This is a genomic window from Mucilaginibacter galii, from assembly GCF_014635825.1.
GTDB lineage: Bacteria > Bacteroidota > Bacteroidia > Sphingobacteriales > Sphingobacteriaceae > Mucilaginibacter > Mucilaginibacter galii.
In genome coordinates, this window is sequence record NZ_BMDO01000005.1 from 171,765 (window position 1) to 186,304 (window position 14,540).

Here is a 14,540-nt window from a genome sequence, read left to right on the forward strand (position 1 = left end):
TTTAAACTAAAATTGAAAATAAATAAAACCTTGCTTTGCTCCGGCAAAGTAACATATAAAGTAAATTAATAATATGTAGATAGCCCACCTCACCACTTGAAATCTCAATCTGTCTATAGCCAGTCCGTGTAGTTTACGTCGCTGTATCCATTCTATGAATATCAGCAGTACAATAAATTTGAACAGCATGTTGCTAAAAAGTTCCGGCTGAGTAAATAGAGATACCGAAAATATACGTGTAATATAAGTTATAGCTTGTGCAATGCTGTTAGCTCTAAAGAAGATCCATCCGATCGTTATGAGCAAGAAAGTTCCGATCATTTGCGCACCTTCTGTCAAAGAAGGCAATCTGCTACCTTCGGCAACTATAGTTGTATGCTTCCTGTTTTGGCCAGTAAGTAACAATGGAAGAAATAGTATTCCGTTGAAAAGTCCCCATGCCAAAAATGTCCAATTAGCACCATGCCAAAAACCACTTATAAGAAACATTGCCAACGTATTACGAACCTTTTGCCATTTGCTTCCACGGCTACCTCCCATAGGTATATAAACATAATCGCGAAACCAACTAGATAATGATATATGCCAGCGCCTCCAAAATTCGGCAATACTTCTTGAAAAGTATGGATAAGAGAAATTACGAACAAGTTCGATGCCGAATAACCGGGCAGTTCCCAAAGCAATATCGGAATATCCCGAGAAATCACAATATATTTGGAAACTGAAAAGAATAGCGCCAAATAGTAAGGTGCTTCCGTGGTATCCAGCAGGATTGTTGAATATTGTATTAACGATTGACGCACATTGATCAGCAATAACTACTTTCTTGAATAGGCCCCACAAAATCTGTCGCAGGCCATCAGTTACTTTACGATAATCGAATTTACGTCCCACTTCAATTTGTGGTAACAAATGTGTGGCCCGCTCAATAGGTCCGGCAACTAAGAGCGGGAAGAAACTAACGAATAAAGAATAATTGATAAAGTTAGATGTTGGCCGTGCCCTTTGGTGATAAATATCAAACACATAAGAAAGACCGTGAAAAGTATAAAAGGAAATACCAACTGGTAACACAATCTCTAGCGTCCATGCATTTATATGTACACCGGCTGAGGAGAGCGCCGTCTCTAAAGACAATGCAAAAAAATTGAAATATTTGAAAGTGGCTAAAAAGCTTAAGTTAATTATCACACTGATGTATAACCAAGCTTTCTTACTTTTATGAGTCTTCGACTGATAAATTTTTAGGCCTGAGAAAAAATCAAGCGCAGTAGAAAAGATAAGCAGAAGTAGAAATCGAGAATCCCACCAACTATAAAATACGTAACTTGCTACTAGAAGAATAATGTTTTGTATACTCAGGCGGCTTTTATTGAGCCAGTACAAAAGGAAGACAATTGGTAAAAATATCGCAAAAGCTATAGAGTTAAAAAGCATTGAGGCTTATAATAAAGGCCGAAGTTACAACTTTGGTCTCAGATATGTCGTTTAAACCATATCTGGAATAGTCTAATCAATCCATTAAAGAAAAATCAATAATTATAGCGCAAGAAAAGCAACTTGAGATGGTCTTTCTAAACCCACCGCAAACAAAAAACCCCTCAGAAGTGAATCTGAAGGGTTTATGTAGTGGGAGCTACTGGGTTCGAACCAGTGACCCTCTGCTTGTAAGGCAGATGCTCTGAACCAGCTGAGCTAAGCTCCCTTGGTTCGCTAAATTGCTTTAGCAGGGTTTGAGTTTTTCAACTCGTATATGTTGTCAGGCCTTATGTCAAACAATCAGGCTGCGTTCCCTTGTTTTGGGACTGCAAACATAGGGTCTTTTTTTATTTTGTCAAAATATTTTTCAAAAAAAATCAAAAGTGCCTGAAATGCATCTACTTAAAGTTTTTAAACATATTTGCCGCGAATAAAACATCTTATGGTTGTAGCCTGTTATCTTTTTAAATAAGAACTATTATGACCGACAGCTTCAAAAATACCACTGATGGAAAATATGAATTTACCATCAATTACTCGGAAAGGGAATTAACCTGCCATGTTGAGCGTGAAGGCGACATCTTGCATTTACGCATCGATAATAATATAAACGCCGATTTGGAATTGCGCCCCGATGGTACTGCGGTTCAAACTTCGGGGCCTGAGTTACCTGAATCGAGTATTGATTATGTACGCCGTATGGTGTTAGATGAGGGTAATATGGATAAAGGACCCGGATCGGGCATATAAGTATATGCGTGCTGGCAAGCAGGTATGATTAACGTCATTTCAACTTGTTATTTGTTCGTTTTGTGAAAGCAGGGTTTAATAGCCTTGCTTTTTTATTAAATTAAATAATATGCCGAATCTTTCCAAAGCCATTCGTTTATTACTGCTTTTTATCCTCTCTGTAGCTATTCTTTATTTTTCGGCATCGGTGCTTATTCCGCTTACTTTTGGCGGGGTTTTAGCCATGCTGTTGGTTCCGTTAAGCCGTTGGCTCGAAAACAAAGGTTTAAACCGGGCATTTTCATCAATTGTGAGCCTTTTTTTATTCGCCTTATTTATTGTAGGTCTTATTTTACTGCTTCACTGGCAAATAGGCGATCTGCTTAAAGATTTTTCAAAGTTACAGGAGCAGTTGAGCAAGCTGTTTGATCAGGTGAAAGATTACGTGCGTTCGCAGTTTGGCATAACTACGCGTCAGCAGCAGCAAATTTTGAAAGAACAGCAATCGGGCGGAATGGAAGCTGCCGCCGGTATGGCCATTGGTACACTTACCACAACGTTAGGATTGCTTGTAAACACCGTGCTGGTGTTGGTATACGTATTCCTGTTCTTATACTTCCGGTCGCACTTTAAAAACTTTGTACTCCGTTTAGTATCGGTACCCAATATGCCTTTGGCAGAAAAGGTAATGCACAAAGCCAGCCGGGTTACCCAACAGTATTTAAGCGGTTTAGGAATGATGATCGTGATGTTGTGGATCATGTATGGTATAGGTTTTACCATTGTAGGCATTAAGGGCGCCATATTTTTTGCCATACTGTGTGGTATATTGGAGATCGTCCCTTTTGCCGGAAATATAACGGGGACCTCTATTACCGTGTTAATAGCGTTTGCACAGGGCGGCAGTATTGATATGGTTATTGGCGTGCTTGTTACCTATGCCATTGTGCAGTTTACGCAAACCTATCTTTTAGAACCGCTGGTAGTAGGTAACCAGGTAAATATAAATCCACTGTTCACTATCTTAATTATTGTAATAGGGGAGGCAATTTGGGGTATTGCGGGCATGGTGCTGGCTATACCGTTGTTAGGGATGTTTAAAGTAGTGTGCGACCACGTAGAGCCTCTTAAACCTTATGGGTATCTCATAGGTACACAAAACGCAAAGGAAGATAAGAGTATCTTTAAAAAAATCTTCGGCGGTAAGGAAGAAGATTAGCCCAGCACTTCCTCCAACACTTCGTGCGAACGGATATAGCCGAAGCTTTCAATGTGCAACGCGAAATATTCAAGCAGGTGGTTAATGAGGTAGCGGCGCTCCTCATTGCTGATCCTGATAGCTACAAGATCGTCAAAACCACAACTGAGCAAGTTTCTGAAGATTTGGGTGTGTGGCGGTGACAGGTACAAGCTACTCTCGGGTTTGTAACGGACAAATACTCCGTTGTGCATATCGAAGTAATCGGCGTCGGCGGTAGTTGCCATGCCGGGATAAAAGCCCAGGTAGCGTGTTAAACCCAGTAAAAATATCAAATGAAAATTAGCCAATCCCTCTTTAAGGTTATCCAGAAGTTCAACGCTATTAAAAACATAATCAAATAAACGCTCGTCGGCCGTTTGCTGTTTAATGGCTTTATAGAGCACTTCATTTAAAAATAAGGCTATACTGCTTTTAACAACGTCGTAAGGGATGTGCGCCAACAAAGGCACGTTCTTTAATTCTTTAATACGCTGTACAGCTCCTGTATTTTTGTGATATACCACCAGGTCTAACAAATGCAGTGGTTGCACCATGTTACGGCCAATTTTTGCTCTTGGCTTTTTTGCCCCGTTGATGATGTATGATTGCAGTCCAAACTTTTCGGTAAAAACCTGCACTATTACGCTGGTGTCGCCGTAATCAGTTAGCTTCAAAACAATACCACGGGTTTTATGCAGCATGTGTTAGCAGGGTTACTATTTTGGGCAAAAAGATGATAACGCCGGTTATTAAAGCAAACAGCGCGGTAATAATCACCGCACCGGCAGCTACATCTTTTACATGACCGGCTTTTGCGTCATATCCCGGCGAGGCGAGGTCGGTCAGCATTTCTATAGCGGTATTCAAAAGTTCTACTACCAGTACCAGGGTAATGCACAGCATGATCCAACGCCATTCATCCATCGAAATTTTAAGCCACAGACCCATAAAAACGGCTGTAATAGTAGCCACTAAATGCACCCTGAAGTTTAATTGTGTGGCCGTAGCATACCTAATTCCCTTAAAAGCATAACCAAAGCTTCGCCAGAGTTTTATAAAACTATTGGAGTGTTCTGGCTTAAAGGGTTGGTTGGGCATGGTTAAAACTGAATGAACCGTGTTAGGGGCAAAGCTAAGATAAGTAATGCGTTGGCCTTGTACAAATTGCCTAAAAGCAAAAAGCCTCCCGAATTATTCCTGAAGGCTTTTTGTAGGGTTTGAAAGATGCTATGCTCTTTGCAATACATCATTAATGGTCTTCTCCAGTTCTTCCAGGTCAAAAGGTTTGGCCAAGTAAGTTTCGGCGCCGGCCTGATCGGCCAGTAACTGTATATCGCTATTAGCCGAAAAGTAAACTACCGGTATACTTTTTAAATTTTCGTCTTTTTTAAGTGTTTGCGTAGCCACTATACCGCCAACATCGGGTATCCAGTTATCCATTAAAATAACTACAGGCATTATTGGTGATACTTTTTCAGTGATATTATTGCAGTCTGTAAAAGTGTGTACTTCCCAGCCTTGTTCCTCTAAAATATATGCGCAAATAGACAAGATATCTTCGTCATCATCAAAAATGACGATCTTCTTTGCATAAGTGTTATCCATAGGGTATTATGTGTAATACAAACTTACAATATATTTTGAGTTTGAATTTTAATTATTTATAAAATTATTAACTAATTTAATCAAAAGCGGGCGTTAAAAGTTAAGCCAAAGTACGTTGGGCCCAGTCTTTAAACCGTGCAAAAGTATAGTTGGCGGTGGTAACAACTTCTTCATTTTCCTGTGAAGAGGTACCTTGTTTATCTAAGGCCTCTTTAAAGATATTCCACATGGTTTCGGTATTATCGCCGTAACTGTTAAAAAATGATAAACCTGCGTTATCGGTTAAATGAAGCTGTTGAGCTATCATTTTACTAATGAACCTGCCACCCAGAGTAGATCCCTCTATCACATAAAGCGCTGCCATGGCCTGTAAAGTATTGCTGATAGCAGGTAATGCTGAACCTGTAGCTAAGTTTTGCAGTGTGCCGCCTAATATATTAATATCATGTGCCAGGGAGGCCGATTTGCGGCGCTGATCATAATCAGGGAAAATGCTTTTATCAAGGTACCGGTCAATTAATTTTTCCAGGCCGCCGAAGTAGCTGTAAAACAGTTGCAGCAGATCAATATAATCTTGCTTGCTGCGGATAGCTTTCATGCGGGCAACCAGTATTTTTTCTAATTGCTGATGATTGCTTAAGGTGTCTTTTTTTAATAAATCGGCGAGCATTTTTGGGTAGATAGATGTTTATAAAAGTTTGTTAAACCGCAAATAATCGTTAAAAAAGTTCAAAAAATTAGATTTAATTACCTGCCCATCCTTCGCGGTCTAAACTGCGGAACTGGATGGCCTCGGCCAGGTGTTCGATCTGTATATCGGGGCTGCCGGCAAGGTCGGCAATGGTGCGGGCAACTTTCAAAATGCGGTCATAAGCCCGTGCCGAAAGACCCAGTTTTTCCATGGCTTTTTTTAGCAGGTTTTGCCCTGCATCGCTGATCTTGCAAACCTCGCGTAGCACCTTGGTGGTCATCTGCGCATTGGCATGCATATCGGTTTCGTTGCCGAAGCGGGCAATTTGTATATCGCGGGCTTTGATCACGCGGTCGCGGATGGCTTCACTCTTTTCGGCTATGCGTTCGGAGGTTAGTTCGTTAAAATTAACCGGTGTAACTTCCACATGCAGGTCTATACGGTCTAACAGCGGTCCCGATACCTTACTCAGGTATTTTTGAACCACGCCCGGCGGACAAACGCAATCTTTCTCAGGGTGATTATAATAGCCGCAAGGGCAGGGGTTCATGCTGGCTACCAGCATGAAGCTGGATGGGTAGTCGACCGTAAACCGGGCACGCGATATGGTCACCCGGCGCTCTTCCAGCGGCTGGCGCATAACCTCCAGCACAGTGCGTTTAAACTCGGGTAATTCATCTAAAAACAAAACGCCGTTGTGCGCCAGCGATATTTCGCCGGGCTGCGGGTTGCCACCACCGCCCACCAAAGCTACGTCGCTAATGGTATGGTGAGGCGACCGGAACGGCCGCGTGGTTACCAAAGCATCGGCCGCGGCCAGTTTGCCGGCAACGGAGTGTATCTTGGTAGTTTCTAACGATTCCTGTAAACTCAGGGGTGGCATAATAGAGGGCATGCGCTTGGCCAGCATTGTTTTCCCTGCTCCCGGCGGACCGATCAATATTACGTTGTGTCCGCCTGCCGCGGCTATCTCCAATGCCCGCTTAATGTTCTCCTGGCCTTTTACTTCGCTAAAATCGCTGGCGTAATTGCACAGGCTGTTATAAAACTCCTCGCGGGTATTAACCAATGTTCTTTCGAGCGTGGTGTCGCCGCTAAAAAAGTCGACTACCTCTTTAATGTTCTCTATACCGTAAACCTCCAGGTCGTTTACAATGGCGGCTTCGCGGGCGTTTTGTTTGGGGAGGATGAAGCCTTTAAAACCTTCTTTACGGGCCTGGATGGCAATGGGTAATGCGCCTTTAATGGGCTGCAAGCCGCCGTCTAACGATAGCTCACCCATGATGATGTACTTTTCCAGCTCGTCGCTTTGCAGCTGGCCACTGGCAGCCAGTACGGCCGTGGCAATGGTAAGATCGTATGCCGAACCCTCCTTGCGGATATCGGCAGGGGCCATATTGACCACCACCTGCTGGCGTGGCATTTTGTAGTTGCAGTTCTTGAGGGCCGATTCTATGCGGAAATAGCTTTCTTTAATGGCTACATCGGGCAGGCCTACGATGAAATATTTGGTACCGGCAGCAATGTTCACCTCCACGGTAATGGTGGTAGCTTCAATACCGTAAACCGCGCTGCCGAAAGTTTTTACTAACAAGTTATCAGGGTTATGAATGAAGCTTTAAAGATATTAATTATTGCATAAATGCCGCAAGCAATGTAAACTCGGCCAAACACTTAAACGCCGTTGGTATGTTGTGTTTACTTTAGCCTTATTTATCGCCTATGAAAACCAGTGTACTATTTTATGTGCTTAGCGTTTGGTTAACCAGTGTTATCCTGTCGCCCGTAATAGTATCGCTATACATGTCGTGGGCAGAAAACTCACCTCCCGATGCCGAGCTGGTACCGTTGATGCTCATGTGGGGCGGGGCGTTATCCGTACCGAGCCTCCTTATTTTAGGGATGCTTTGCCATTACTTGGTGCACCGTAAAAACAATGTTAAGGATGTAAAAATATGGCTAACCATCATTGGCATAGTACTTACCTATGCCCCGTTTTGGGTTTTAAACGCTTTCAGCTTTGCCGATAATAGCGGAGCTACTGTATTGTTTTGGCCTTATGGCGTAACTATTGTGGCCGGGATATGGTTTTATAAGTTGAAAGGTGTGGGCGAATTGAGGACTGATGAAGCCCGGGGTTAGCAAATAGAAGCGATTGGTGCTAAAAAGTTCTTCAAACCGTTGATAAGTATATTCTGATAGTATTTTAATTTGAGATATTTAGGTAGATCTCATCGCAATTGATCTTTGTGAACATTCAACTTTCTTTACTACTTTTAGTTAGTGAAAAAAGTAACAGTATTAACCTTTAATTACAAGAAAGCTCTAACATTACTTTTTCTTCTTTTCATCACATTATCTATTAGTAAGGCCCAACAAAATCCCAATTTAGCAGGTAAGGTTATCGATTTTGAAACCCGGAACAAGGTTCCAAACGCAGTATTAGAAGTTTACCAAGGAAAGAATCTTTTATTTAGTGTTATTACAAACTTAGATGGCTCATTTGTTATTCCATCAAAATTTTGGAATGAAAACAGCATGTTGAAGGTCACAGGTATAAACTATTATGACCTGATCATTCCTGTTAAGGATTTTAAATTTAATAAAGAGGAGGGCGTTCGCCTATTAGGCGACATTGAAATAAAGCCAAAACCCATCAATTTAAAGGAGGTTTTGGTTAAAGCACGTAAACGTTACAGAGATACTACTGTTATTCCAATGTCCGATCAAGTATTTGAAAGGTCGGTAATGATTGATGACATATTTGCGCAAAAAGGGTTGTATAAAGGCAGTAATGGCCAATTATATTATAAAGGGAAGCTCGTATCAGAGATAGTTGTTAATGGCAGCGAATTTTTTGGGAAAAACAACTTGAAAGTTTATGATAAGATACCGGCATTAATACTTGATAATATTGAAGTTACAGAAACCAATATTGATAGTATTACGAATACGACGCTATTGTCTCCTGAAATCAAGGTTAATCTGAAAATCAAGGAAAAGTATAACAAAGGGAAATTTGGAAGCATTACGAATGGCTTAGGGACCAAAAAGAGGCATATGTATAACTTTGATATTTATACATATAGAAAACAGCAACAAATATCATTAGTAGGAAGTGCCAATAATATAGGTATACAAGAGAGTTTAGGAGAGCCTACGCTTGGATTTTCCGCTGGCGGAAATAATTCAACTAACAAATATTTACTTTTTACATACAGAAATGTATTAAGTAAAAAGATAGATGTAAATTTTCAGAGTAAAGTAAGTCAGGAAAACAGAGATTTTTTTTATGAGTCAGAGCGTACAGAAAAAATAATAAATCAGGTATCGACAACCCGTAGTTCTTCATTAAACAAACTTCTGAAAATTGATAATATTGAACTAAAGCTTAATTACAGGCTAGATTCATTGAACTCAATATTATATAGTACAAATTTCAATTATTCTAATAATAATCTTTTTGATAGCCTATCTTATTATATACAGTCAGTACAATCAACTAAGCAATCACTTGTTTTAAAAGAAAGGGATTCTTATAATAGACTAATATCATCTCATTTAGTTTTCAATAAAAGATTTTATAAAGCAGGACGATTATTGCAGGCTACTTTCGATAATGACTTAATCCATTATGGGGTAGGTGAGGTATCAAGCAATTCAGAAACCCAAAATAACAGTTTAATTAATGGTAGCAACTACGCTGAAAAAAAGGGTTATAGCATAGTAAGCTCGTTTACAGAACCGCTGAATGAGGATAGCTTTATGAAGTTTAACGGATTCTATAAAAAAGATGTTTTGTATTACTCGTCTAACACTGGAACAAGTTCGAATTCGCAGATTCCTACTACTATACAAAGACTAACTAATAATTACTTACAATTAGGCTTTGATCTGCAAAAAACTTTTCATAAAACATCATTTGATGGAATTGTTAATGCAATTTCTCTTAGTCGGAACATTAACTACCAAAATCGTCCGAGATTGCTAAATCTGGATATCAACCTTAAGTTTGATTATCGAAAAAATTCAAATAGAAATTTTTCTTTACTTTATAATTTGAAGCCTAATTACCCCAATATTAACCAGCTGACAAATATTAATACATCATATGATTTAATTTCGAGAATTAGTGGTAATATTGAATTGAAACCTGAATCCCAGCATCGTTTGAGTTTCAATTATAATTATTCTAAATCTGATTCATTAAAAATTTCCTTTTCTACAGAAATAAATTACTATACTTCACGTTTCGGATTTAACTCTATTATTATGCCGAATGAGGTTCAACGTATTATTATTGACAATGTTGGCCATGCCAAAGCTGGCAATATAATGATGCTTGTAGTTAAAACTTTTCCTAAAATTGGCTCGTTCAATTACAACATTAACTTTAATTATAATGAATTGCCTAATGTAGTTAATATGGCAAGGCAACAAACCAACGGTGCAACTTTAACTCAAACAATATCAACTACACGTAGCATAAAATCAAATAAATTCATCGTATCTCCTTCATTAACTTTTGCATATAGCCGGTACATTTATAATAATTCGGTACAATCGTCAGTCAATTTTAGCTATAGTGATAAGTATTCAATTAATTTAGCAAACTTCGAAGTTGGAATATTTCCATTTGTAAATGTGATAGGCGGCATAAGCAACAAAAATCTTACCTGGGCTGTAAGTTCAGAAATAAGAAAAAAGATTTTGAAAAAATATGGCGTTGTTTGGTTTAAAGCAAATGATATATTTAATTCCTTTAACTATCAATTTAATAATTTCGGGCCATCTTTTACTCAAACAGTTAGATATTCTAATTTAAGTACTTACTTTCTTTTAGGATTAAGTTATAAGTTAAATAATATTAAGTAATATTATCATAAGGGCTTGTATCCCAATTTTTTTTTATAGACATTTATAGTCAAATAAAAAAATTAAACCTATGAAAAAAATCTTATTACTTTTTAGTTTAATCCTAATTGCTTTAACAAGCTTTTCACAAATTACGCTAACTCCAAGCAAAAGTACAGTTGCTTCGGGAGAAGAATTTACTGTTAATGCAAGCGGAGAAAATATTACTGCATTCATTGGATCCTTAAATCCTAATTTTTTACGCCCAATAGAAGTTAGTCCCAAGCCTGCTGAAGGAGAAATTGACGGAGGGCCATTTACTGATGTTAAGAACTATAATGGTTCTAATATTTTGCAAACGTCTTTTAAGTGTAAACTTACAAATGGTACTCAACTAACAGATGGTACAGTGAAATTTTATGTCAGCTGTAATATTAATTCTTTAACAGGACTTTCTCCTGTAACTCTAAACATCCCTGTAATAGTGATTGTAGAACATGCATTGATTGGTAATGAGGCCAAATCCGGCACATACTACAAAAGTTGTGGCTCAGGATATGGATCAGAACCATATACTTACACTGTACCAGCTAATAAATACAAAGAGAAGACTTTAGCCGAAGCTAATGCAAAGGCAGATGCCGATTTAGCGGCTAACGGACAAACCTTAGCTAATGCTAATCGTACTTGCAAGCTTTTATATTATAGCGATGCAATGTCTGGTACCTTTACTAAAAACAACTGCCCTTCCACGTATGAACCTGGTCCGGCTGTTACGTTTTCCATTCCTGCACGAGCGAAGACTTCTTTCAATTCTGTAGCTGAAGCAAATGTATTTGCCACTCAATATTTAAATGTAGAGGGTCAAAACTATGCAAATAGCAACACCGAATGTATTGAGATAAGGAACGGCTATTTAACTACAAAAAGAAACAGTGCCTGCGATGCCACCGGAGAGGTAACAGCACCAATTTTTTTACATAACCCCGACCTTTCTACCATACCAGCAGGCGCAGGAGCATCTACCGGAATAATTGCTTACACTGCATCTACGGGAACTACAAAGGCTGCTTCTGGCTACTACAAGGGCCTGTATTCTCCAACAACTGATGGAAATTATGATAGAATATATTTTATAGATTTTAACGGAGAAATTACAGGATATACACTGTGTCAAAAACCCACTACACCAACTAATCCGGTTGGTGATGCAATTACTGTTACTTGCGGAAGGGGTTTTTCTTCACCTGGACAACCACAGGTAACTTCAATTACGTTAAAGGCTAAAACAGCTTACTCAGTTGATGTAGAAATAACAGGAGGCGTAATATTTTATAATTCGCAATCTGGTGTTATAGGTTCCGCATCGTTTACTGCAATTTTACCAGCGGGGCAAACCTTAGCAACTGAAGCTATTAATTTCACTTTTCCAAGTGGAGGGAAGTATAGGCTAACCAATGTAACTGCAAATCCTACAATGGATGGTACAAGATCAATAGTTATTAATGCGGTTTCAACTTTTTAAAGTTAGTTCACATATTTGGAAAGAGACTGTGATTTTACCACAGTCTCTTTTTGTTTAAGATAATTTAGCTCACTACAAGAATACATATAGCATTTCAGCCTGTGGTCGGTGTTATCACCGCACCACTAACTACTCCGCCTTCTCCACCCGTAACCCCACATCGCTTACCGCCCTGAGCGGATTATCGCGCATGTTTTGTTCAATTTCGAAGTGGTATTTGCCTTTGGCGGAGAAATGGTAATTGGTTTTGAAGGATACCTGGTAGCTGTACATACTGCCCGAGCCTTTACCCAACCATTCGCCGGTGGGCGAGGCCAGTTTAATTTCGTAACGGGTAGCGGTGGTTTTTTTGAAGGCGCCGCCGCTTTGGTATACCAGCACAAACATGTTGGAGTATTTATAATTGGCCGTAACCCGTACATTTAAGTACAGGTTATAGCCAACGGATGGATCCTGAATATCCACATTGTATTTTACCTTGTTGCCGTAACTCCAGTTATGGTTTACGATAGACGTGTTTTCGTCTATAATACGGTTAGGGTCGGTACAGCCGGTTAACAGCGCAAAAGCTGTAATAGCAAGTATCAACCAGGCTTTATGGGTAGCAGTTCTTATACCGATAAACAGACTGCCCATGCTATAACGTTTCTTATTAGAGTTATCCATGCCAAATAAAATCTCCAATGTCAGTCTGAGCTTGTCGAAGACTTGTACGCTTTACTAAGTCTTCGACAAGCTCAGACTGACAGCTTATATAATATTTATATTCCACCCTGAAGTTTCCTGAAAATTCGAAACGTAAGGGCAAATTATATCCAAACAGCTTTTTAACTTCATGCCTGCGGGGCTGGTGGTTGCTGGTTATTGTTTGGGTTATTAGGGTTATTGCCGCGGTTACGGTTGCCACGGTGCCTTCGGTTGTTATTGCGTTTAACCGGGGCATCGCCACCTTCTGTTCCTGTACTGCCATCGGCCGGCGGCGCTGCGTTCAATCCTTCAGGTGCATCGGTTCCCGGTGCCGGTTTAGGGCGGGGCGGGTTATTTTGCTTAGGCCTGTTTTGCTGCGGAGGTTTGTTTTCGCCCCTACTGGTACTGTCGCCTTCGGTACGCTGCTGACCAGGTTGTTGTGGTCTGCGTTCGCCACGCACGGGGCGCTCGGTGCCTTCTGGGCGTTGCTGGCCTGGTTGCTGTGGTTTGCGTTCGCCACGGTCGGTACGTTCGCCATCGGCGCGTTGCTGCGGTTGCTGGCCAGTGCCCGGCTTTTTATTGCGGTTACGGTCGTTACGGTTATTATCGTTGCGGTTATTGCGGTTACGGCTGCGGTCGTCAAGGCGGGTTAAGCTATCCTGACCAACCACGTTTTCGTAATCAAGTTTCTTAGTTTCCGGTGTTGTTATTTCGGCCGCTTCGCCCAAATCTTCAGGCAAGATGCCCTCCTTATTCATGCGCTGAATTTCCTTCACACGGGTAATTTCAATCGGGATCCAGTTTTCGGCACCGGGGTAGCTAAACCACATCAGGCGTTTAAATATGTCGGTTTTTTGCAAACGGGCATCGCCTTTTTGGGTACGCAGATAGTTCACATTATCGGGGATGTGTTTTAACGCATCCATGTAACCATCCAGCTCGTAGTTTAAGCAGCATTTGAGTTTACCGCATTGTCCGGCCAGTTTCAGCGTGTTTAACGACAGGTTTTGGTAGCGTGCCGCCGAGGTAGAAACCGTTTTAAAATCGGTTAACCAGGTAGAGCAGCACAACTCGCGACCGCATGAACCTATACCACCTAAACGGCTGGCTTCTTGGCGCATGCCTATCTGCCGCATTTCGATACGGATACGGAAAGATTCGGCCATTTTCTTGATCAGTTCCCTGAAATCAACCCGGCCTTCGGCCGTGTAATAGAAGGTAGCCTTAGTTTTATCGCCCTGGTAATCTACATCACTTATCTTCATGGATAAGTTGAGGTCTAAAGCCAGCGTGCGGGCCTTGTGCATGGTTTCCCATTCCAGTCCCTTGGCCAGTTTCCACTTATCCACATCGGCCACAGAAGCCCGGCGGTAGATTTTCTTGGTTACATCGGCCTCTTTAACATGGCGTTTAACCATTTGAGTACGCACCAGTTCGCCCGTGAGCGATACGTGGCCAATGTCGTACCCGCCGGTGGTGGTTTCTACCGCTACCAGTTCCCCATTTTCGAGGTATATATTGTCAACGTTAAGGTAAAAATCCTTACGCGATCCTTTAAATTTTATTTCGACAACCTGGAAAGGCTTATAATTCGACGGCATATCCATATGCGACAGCCAATCGTATACATCCAGCTTGCTGCAGCCATTGGTCATACATGCACCATTACTATTGCAGCCTGCGGGTGTACATCCGCCCCCGGTTGAGCAACTTCCACATCCCATAATTCA

General features: G+C 40.7%; 13 protein-coding genes and 1 tRNA gene. 5 read left to right on the forward strand and 9 right to left on the reverse strand.

The features are described 5' to 3' along the window. Positions 1 to 6: 6 nt before the first annotated feature. Together IEV61_RS10770 and IEV61_RS10775 are read right to left on the reverse strand one after the other, a co-directional pair. The gene (locus tag IEV61_RS10770) at positions 7 to 1,437 is read right to left on the reverse strand and encodes an MBOAT family O-acyltransferase (protein ID WP_188416492.1); all 1,431 of its coding nucleotides are present in this window, start codon (positions 1,435 to 1,437) and stop codon (positions 7 to 9) included. 193 nt (positions 1,438 to 1,630) lie between these two features. After that, positions 1,631 to 1,705: transfer RNA gene (locus IEV61_RS10775), tRNA-Val, on the reverse strand. Positions 1,706 to 1,959: 254 nt separating this feature from the next. On the opposite strand from IEV61_RS10775, the gene IEV61_RS10780 reads away from it, so the two are divergent. Both IEV61_RS10780 and IEV61_RS10785 read left to right on the forward strand, forming a co-directional pair. After that, positions 1,960 to 2,229: a hypothetical protein gene (locus IEV61_RS10780; protein ID WP_188416494.1), complete on the forward strand. Its 270-nt coding sequence runs from the start codon at positions 1,960 to 1,962 to the stop codon at positions 2,227 to 2,229. 109 nt (positions 2,230 to 2,338) lie between these two features. After that, positions 2,339 to 3,427, forward strand: coding sequence for an AI-2E family transporter (locus IEV61_RS10785; protein WP_188416496.1), 1,089 nt, complete (start codon positions 2,339 to 2,341; stop codon positions 3,425 to 3,427). On the opposite strand, the gene recO is transcribed toward IEV61_RS10785, so the two are convergent. The 5 genes from recO to IEV61_RS10810 form a co-directional block, all read right to left on the reverse strand. After that, on the reverse strand, positions 3,424 to 4,149 hold the full coding sequence (gene recO, locus IEV61_RS10790; RefSeq protein ID WP_188416497.1) for a DNA repair protein RecO: 726 nt from the start codon (positions 4,147 to 4,149) through the stop codon (positions 3,424 to 3,426). The genes IEV61_RS10785 and recO overlap by 4 nt on opposite strands. Further along, the gene (locus IEV61_RS10795; protein ID WP_188416499.1) at positions 4,139 to 4,546 is read right to left on the reverse strand and encodes a diacylglycerol kinase family protein; all 408 of its coding nucleotides are present in this window, start codon (positions 4,544 to 4,546) and stop codon (positions 4,139 to 4,141) included. Before IEV61_RS10795 ends, recO begins: the two co-directional genes overlap by 11 nt. 129 nt (positions 4,547 to 4,675) lie before the next feature. Beyond that, on the reverse strand, positions 4,676 to 5,053 hold the full coding sequence (locus tag IEV61_RS10800) for a response regulator (RefSeq protein ID WP_188416501.1): 378 nt from the start codon (positions 5,051 to 5,053) through the stop codon (positions 4,676 to 4,678). Positions 5,054 to 5,153: 100 nt separating this feature from the next. Then, positions 5,154 to 5,723 (reverse strand): biliverdin-producing heme oxygenase, encoded by a 570-nt coding sequence (locus IEV61_RS10805; protein ID WP_188416503.1) that lies wholly within the window; start codon positions 5,721 to 5,723, stop codon positions 5,154 to 5,156. A 73-nt stretch (positions 5,724 to 5,796) separates the two neighbouring features. Beyond that, positions 5,797 to 7,338 (reverse strand): YifB family Mg chelatase-like AAA ATPase, encoded by a 1,542-nt coding sequence (locus tag IEV61_RS10810; protein WP_188416505.1) that lies wholly within the window; start codon positions 7,336 to 7,338, stop codon positions 5,797 to 5,799. 128 nt (positions 7,339 to 7,466) lie between these two features. Here IEV61_RS10810 and IEV61_RS10815 point away from each other — a divergent pair, with 128 nt between their 5' ends. The 3 genes from IEV61_RS10815 to IEV61_RS10825 all read left to right on the forward strand — a co-directional run bounded on the left by IEV61_RS10815 (position 7,467) and on the right by IEV61_RS10825 (position 12,123). Further along, positions 7,467 to 7,886: a hypothetical protein gene (locus IEV61_RS10815; protein ID WP_188416507.1), complete on the forward strand. Its 420-nt coding sequence runs from the start codon at positions 7,467 to 7,469 to the stop codon at positions 7,884 to 7,886. 141 nt (positions 7,887 to 8,027) lie between these two features. Then, positions 8,028 to 10,619 carry a porin family protein gene (locus tag IEV61_RS10820; RefSeq protein ID WP_188416509.1) on the forward strand — a complete coding sequence of 864 codons (2,592 nt, stop codon included), beginning with the start codon at positions 8,028 to 8,030 and terminating at the stop codon, positions 10,617 to 10,619. A 70-nt stretch (positions 10,620 to 10,689) separates the two neighbouring features. After that, positions 10,690 to 12,123, forward strand: a complete 1,434-nt coding sequence (locus tag IEV61_RS10825) for a DUF5977 domain-containing protein (RefSeq protein ID WP_188416511.1) — start codon at positions 10,690 to 10,692, stop codon at positions 12,121 to 12,123. Positions 12,124 to 12,252: 129 nt separating this feature from the next. On the opposite strand, the gene IEV61_RS10830 is transcribed toward IEV61_RS10825, so the two are convergent. Both IEV61_RS10830 and ricT read right to left on the reverse strand, forming a co-directional pair. Then, the gene (locus IEV61_RS10830; RefSeq protein ID WP_229747101.1) at positions 12,253 to 12,789 is read right to left on the reverse strand and encodes a gliding motility lipoprotein GldH; all 537 of its coding nucleotides are present in this window, start codon (positions 12,787 to 12,789) and stop codon (positions 12,253 to 12,255) included. A 167-nt stretch (positions 12,790 to 12,956) separates the two neighbouring features. Then, positions 12,957 to 14,534 carry a regulatory iron-sulfur-containing complex subunit RicT gene (ricT, locus tag IEV61_RS10835; RefSeq protein ID WP_188416517.1) on the reverse strand — a complete coding sequence of 526 codons (1,578 nt, stop codon included), beginning with the start codon at positions 14,532 to 14,534 and terminating at the stop codon, positions 12,957 to 12,959. Positions 14,535 to 14,540: the final 6 nt, after the last annotated feature.

Excerpts from the sequence above, each read along its gene's own strand:
- IEV61_RS10815 (WP_188416507.1), top strand. The coding sequence starts at position 7,467 with ATGAAAACCAGTGTACTATTTTATGTGCTTAGCGTTTGGTTAACCAGT.
- IEV61_RS10770 (WP_188416492.1), bottom strand. The coding sequence starts at position 1,437 with ATGCTTTTTAACTCTATAGCTTTTGCGATATTTTTACCAATTGTCTTC.
- IEV61_RS10785 (WP_188416496.1), top strand. The coding sequence starts at position 2,339 with ATGCCGAATCTTTCCAAAGCCATTCGTTTATTACTGCTTTTTATCCTC.
- ricT (WP_188416517.1), bottom strand. The coding sequence starts at position 14,534 with ATGGGATGTGGAAGTTGCTCAACCGGGGGCGGATGTACACCCGCAGGC.
- IEV61_RS10825 (WP_188416511.1), top strand. The coding sequence starts at position 10,690 with ATGAAAAAAATCTTATTACTTTTTAGTTTAATCCTAATTGCTTTAACA.
- IEV61_RS10780 (WP_188416494.1), top strand. The coding sequence starts at position 1,960 with ATGACCGACAGCTTCAAAAATACCACTGATGGAAAATATGAATTTACC.
- IEV61_RS10800 (WP_188416501.1), bottom strand. The coding sequence starts at position 5,053 with ATGGATAACACTTATGCAAAGAAGATCGTCATTTTTGATGATGACGAA.
- IEV61_RS10830 (WP_229747101.1), bottom strand. The coding sequence starts at position 12,789 with ATGGATAACTCTAATAAGAAACGTTATAGCATGGGCAGTCTGTTTATC.
- IEV61_RS10805 (WP_188416503.1), bottom strand. The coding sequence starts at position 5,723 with ATGCTCGCCGATTTATTAAAAAAAGACACCTTAAGCAATCATCAGCAA.
- recO (WP_188416497.1), bottom strand. The coding sequence starts at position 4,149 with ATGCTGCATAAAACCCGTGGTATTGTTTTGAAGCTAACTGATTACGGC.
- IEV61_RS10795 (WP_188416499.1), bottom strand. The coding sequence starts at position 4,546 with ATGCCCAACCAACCCTTTAAGCCAGAACACTCCAATAGTTTTATAAAA.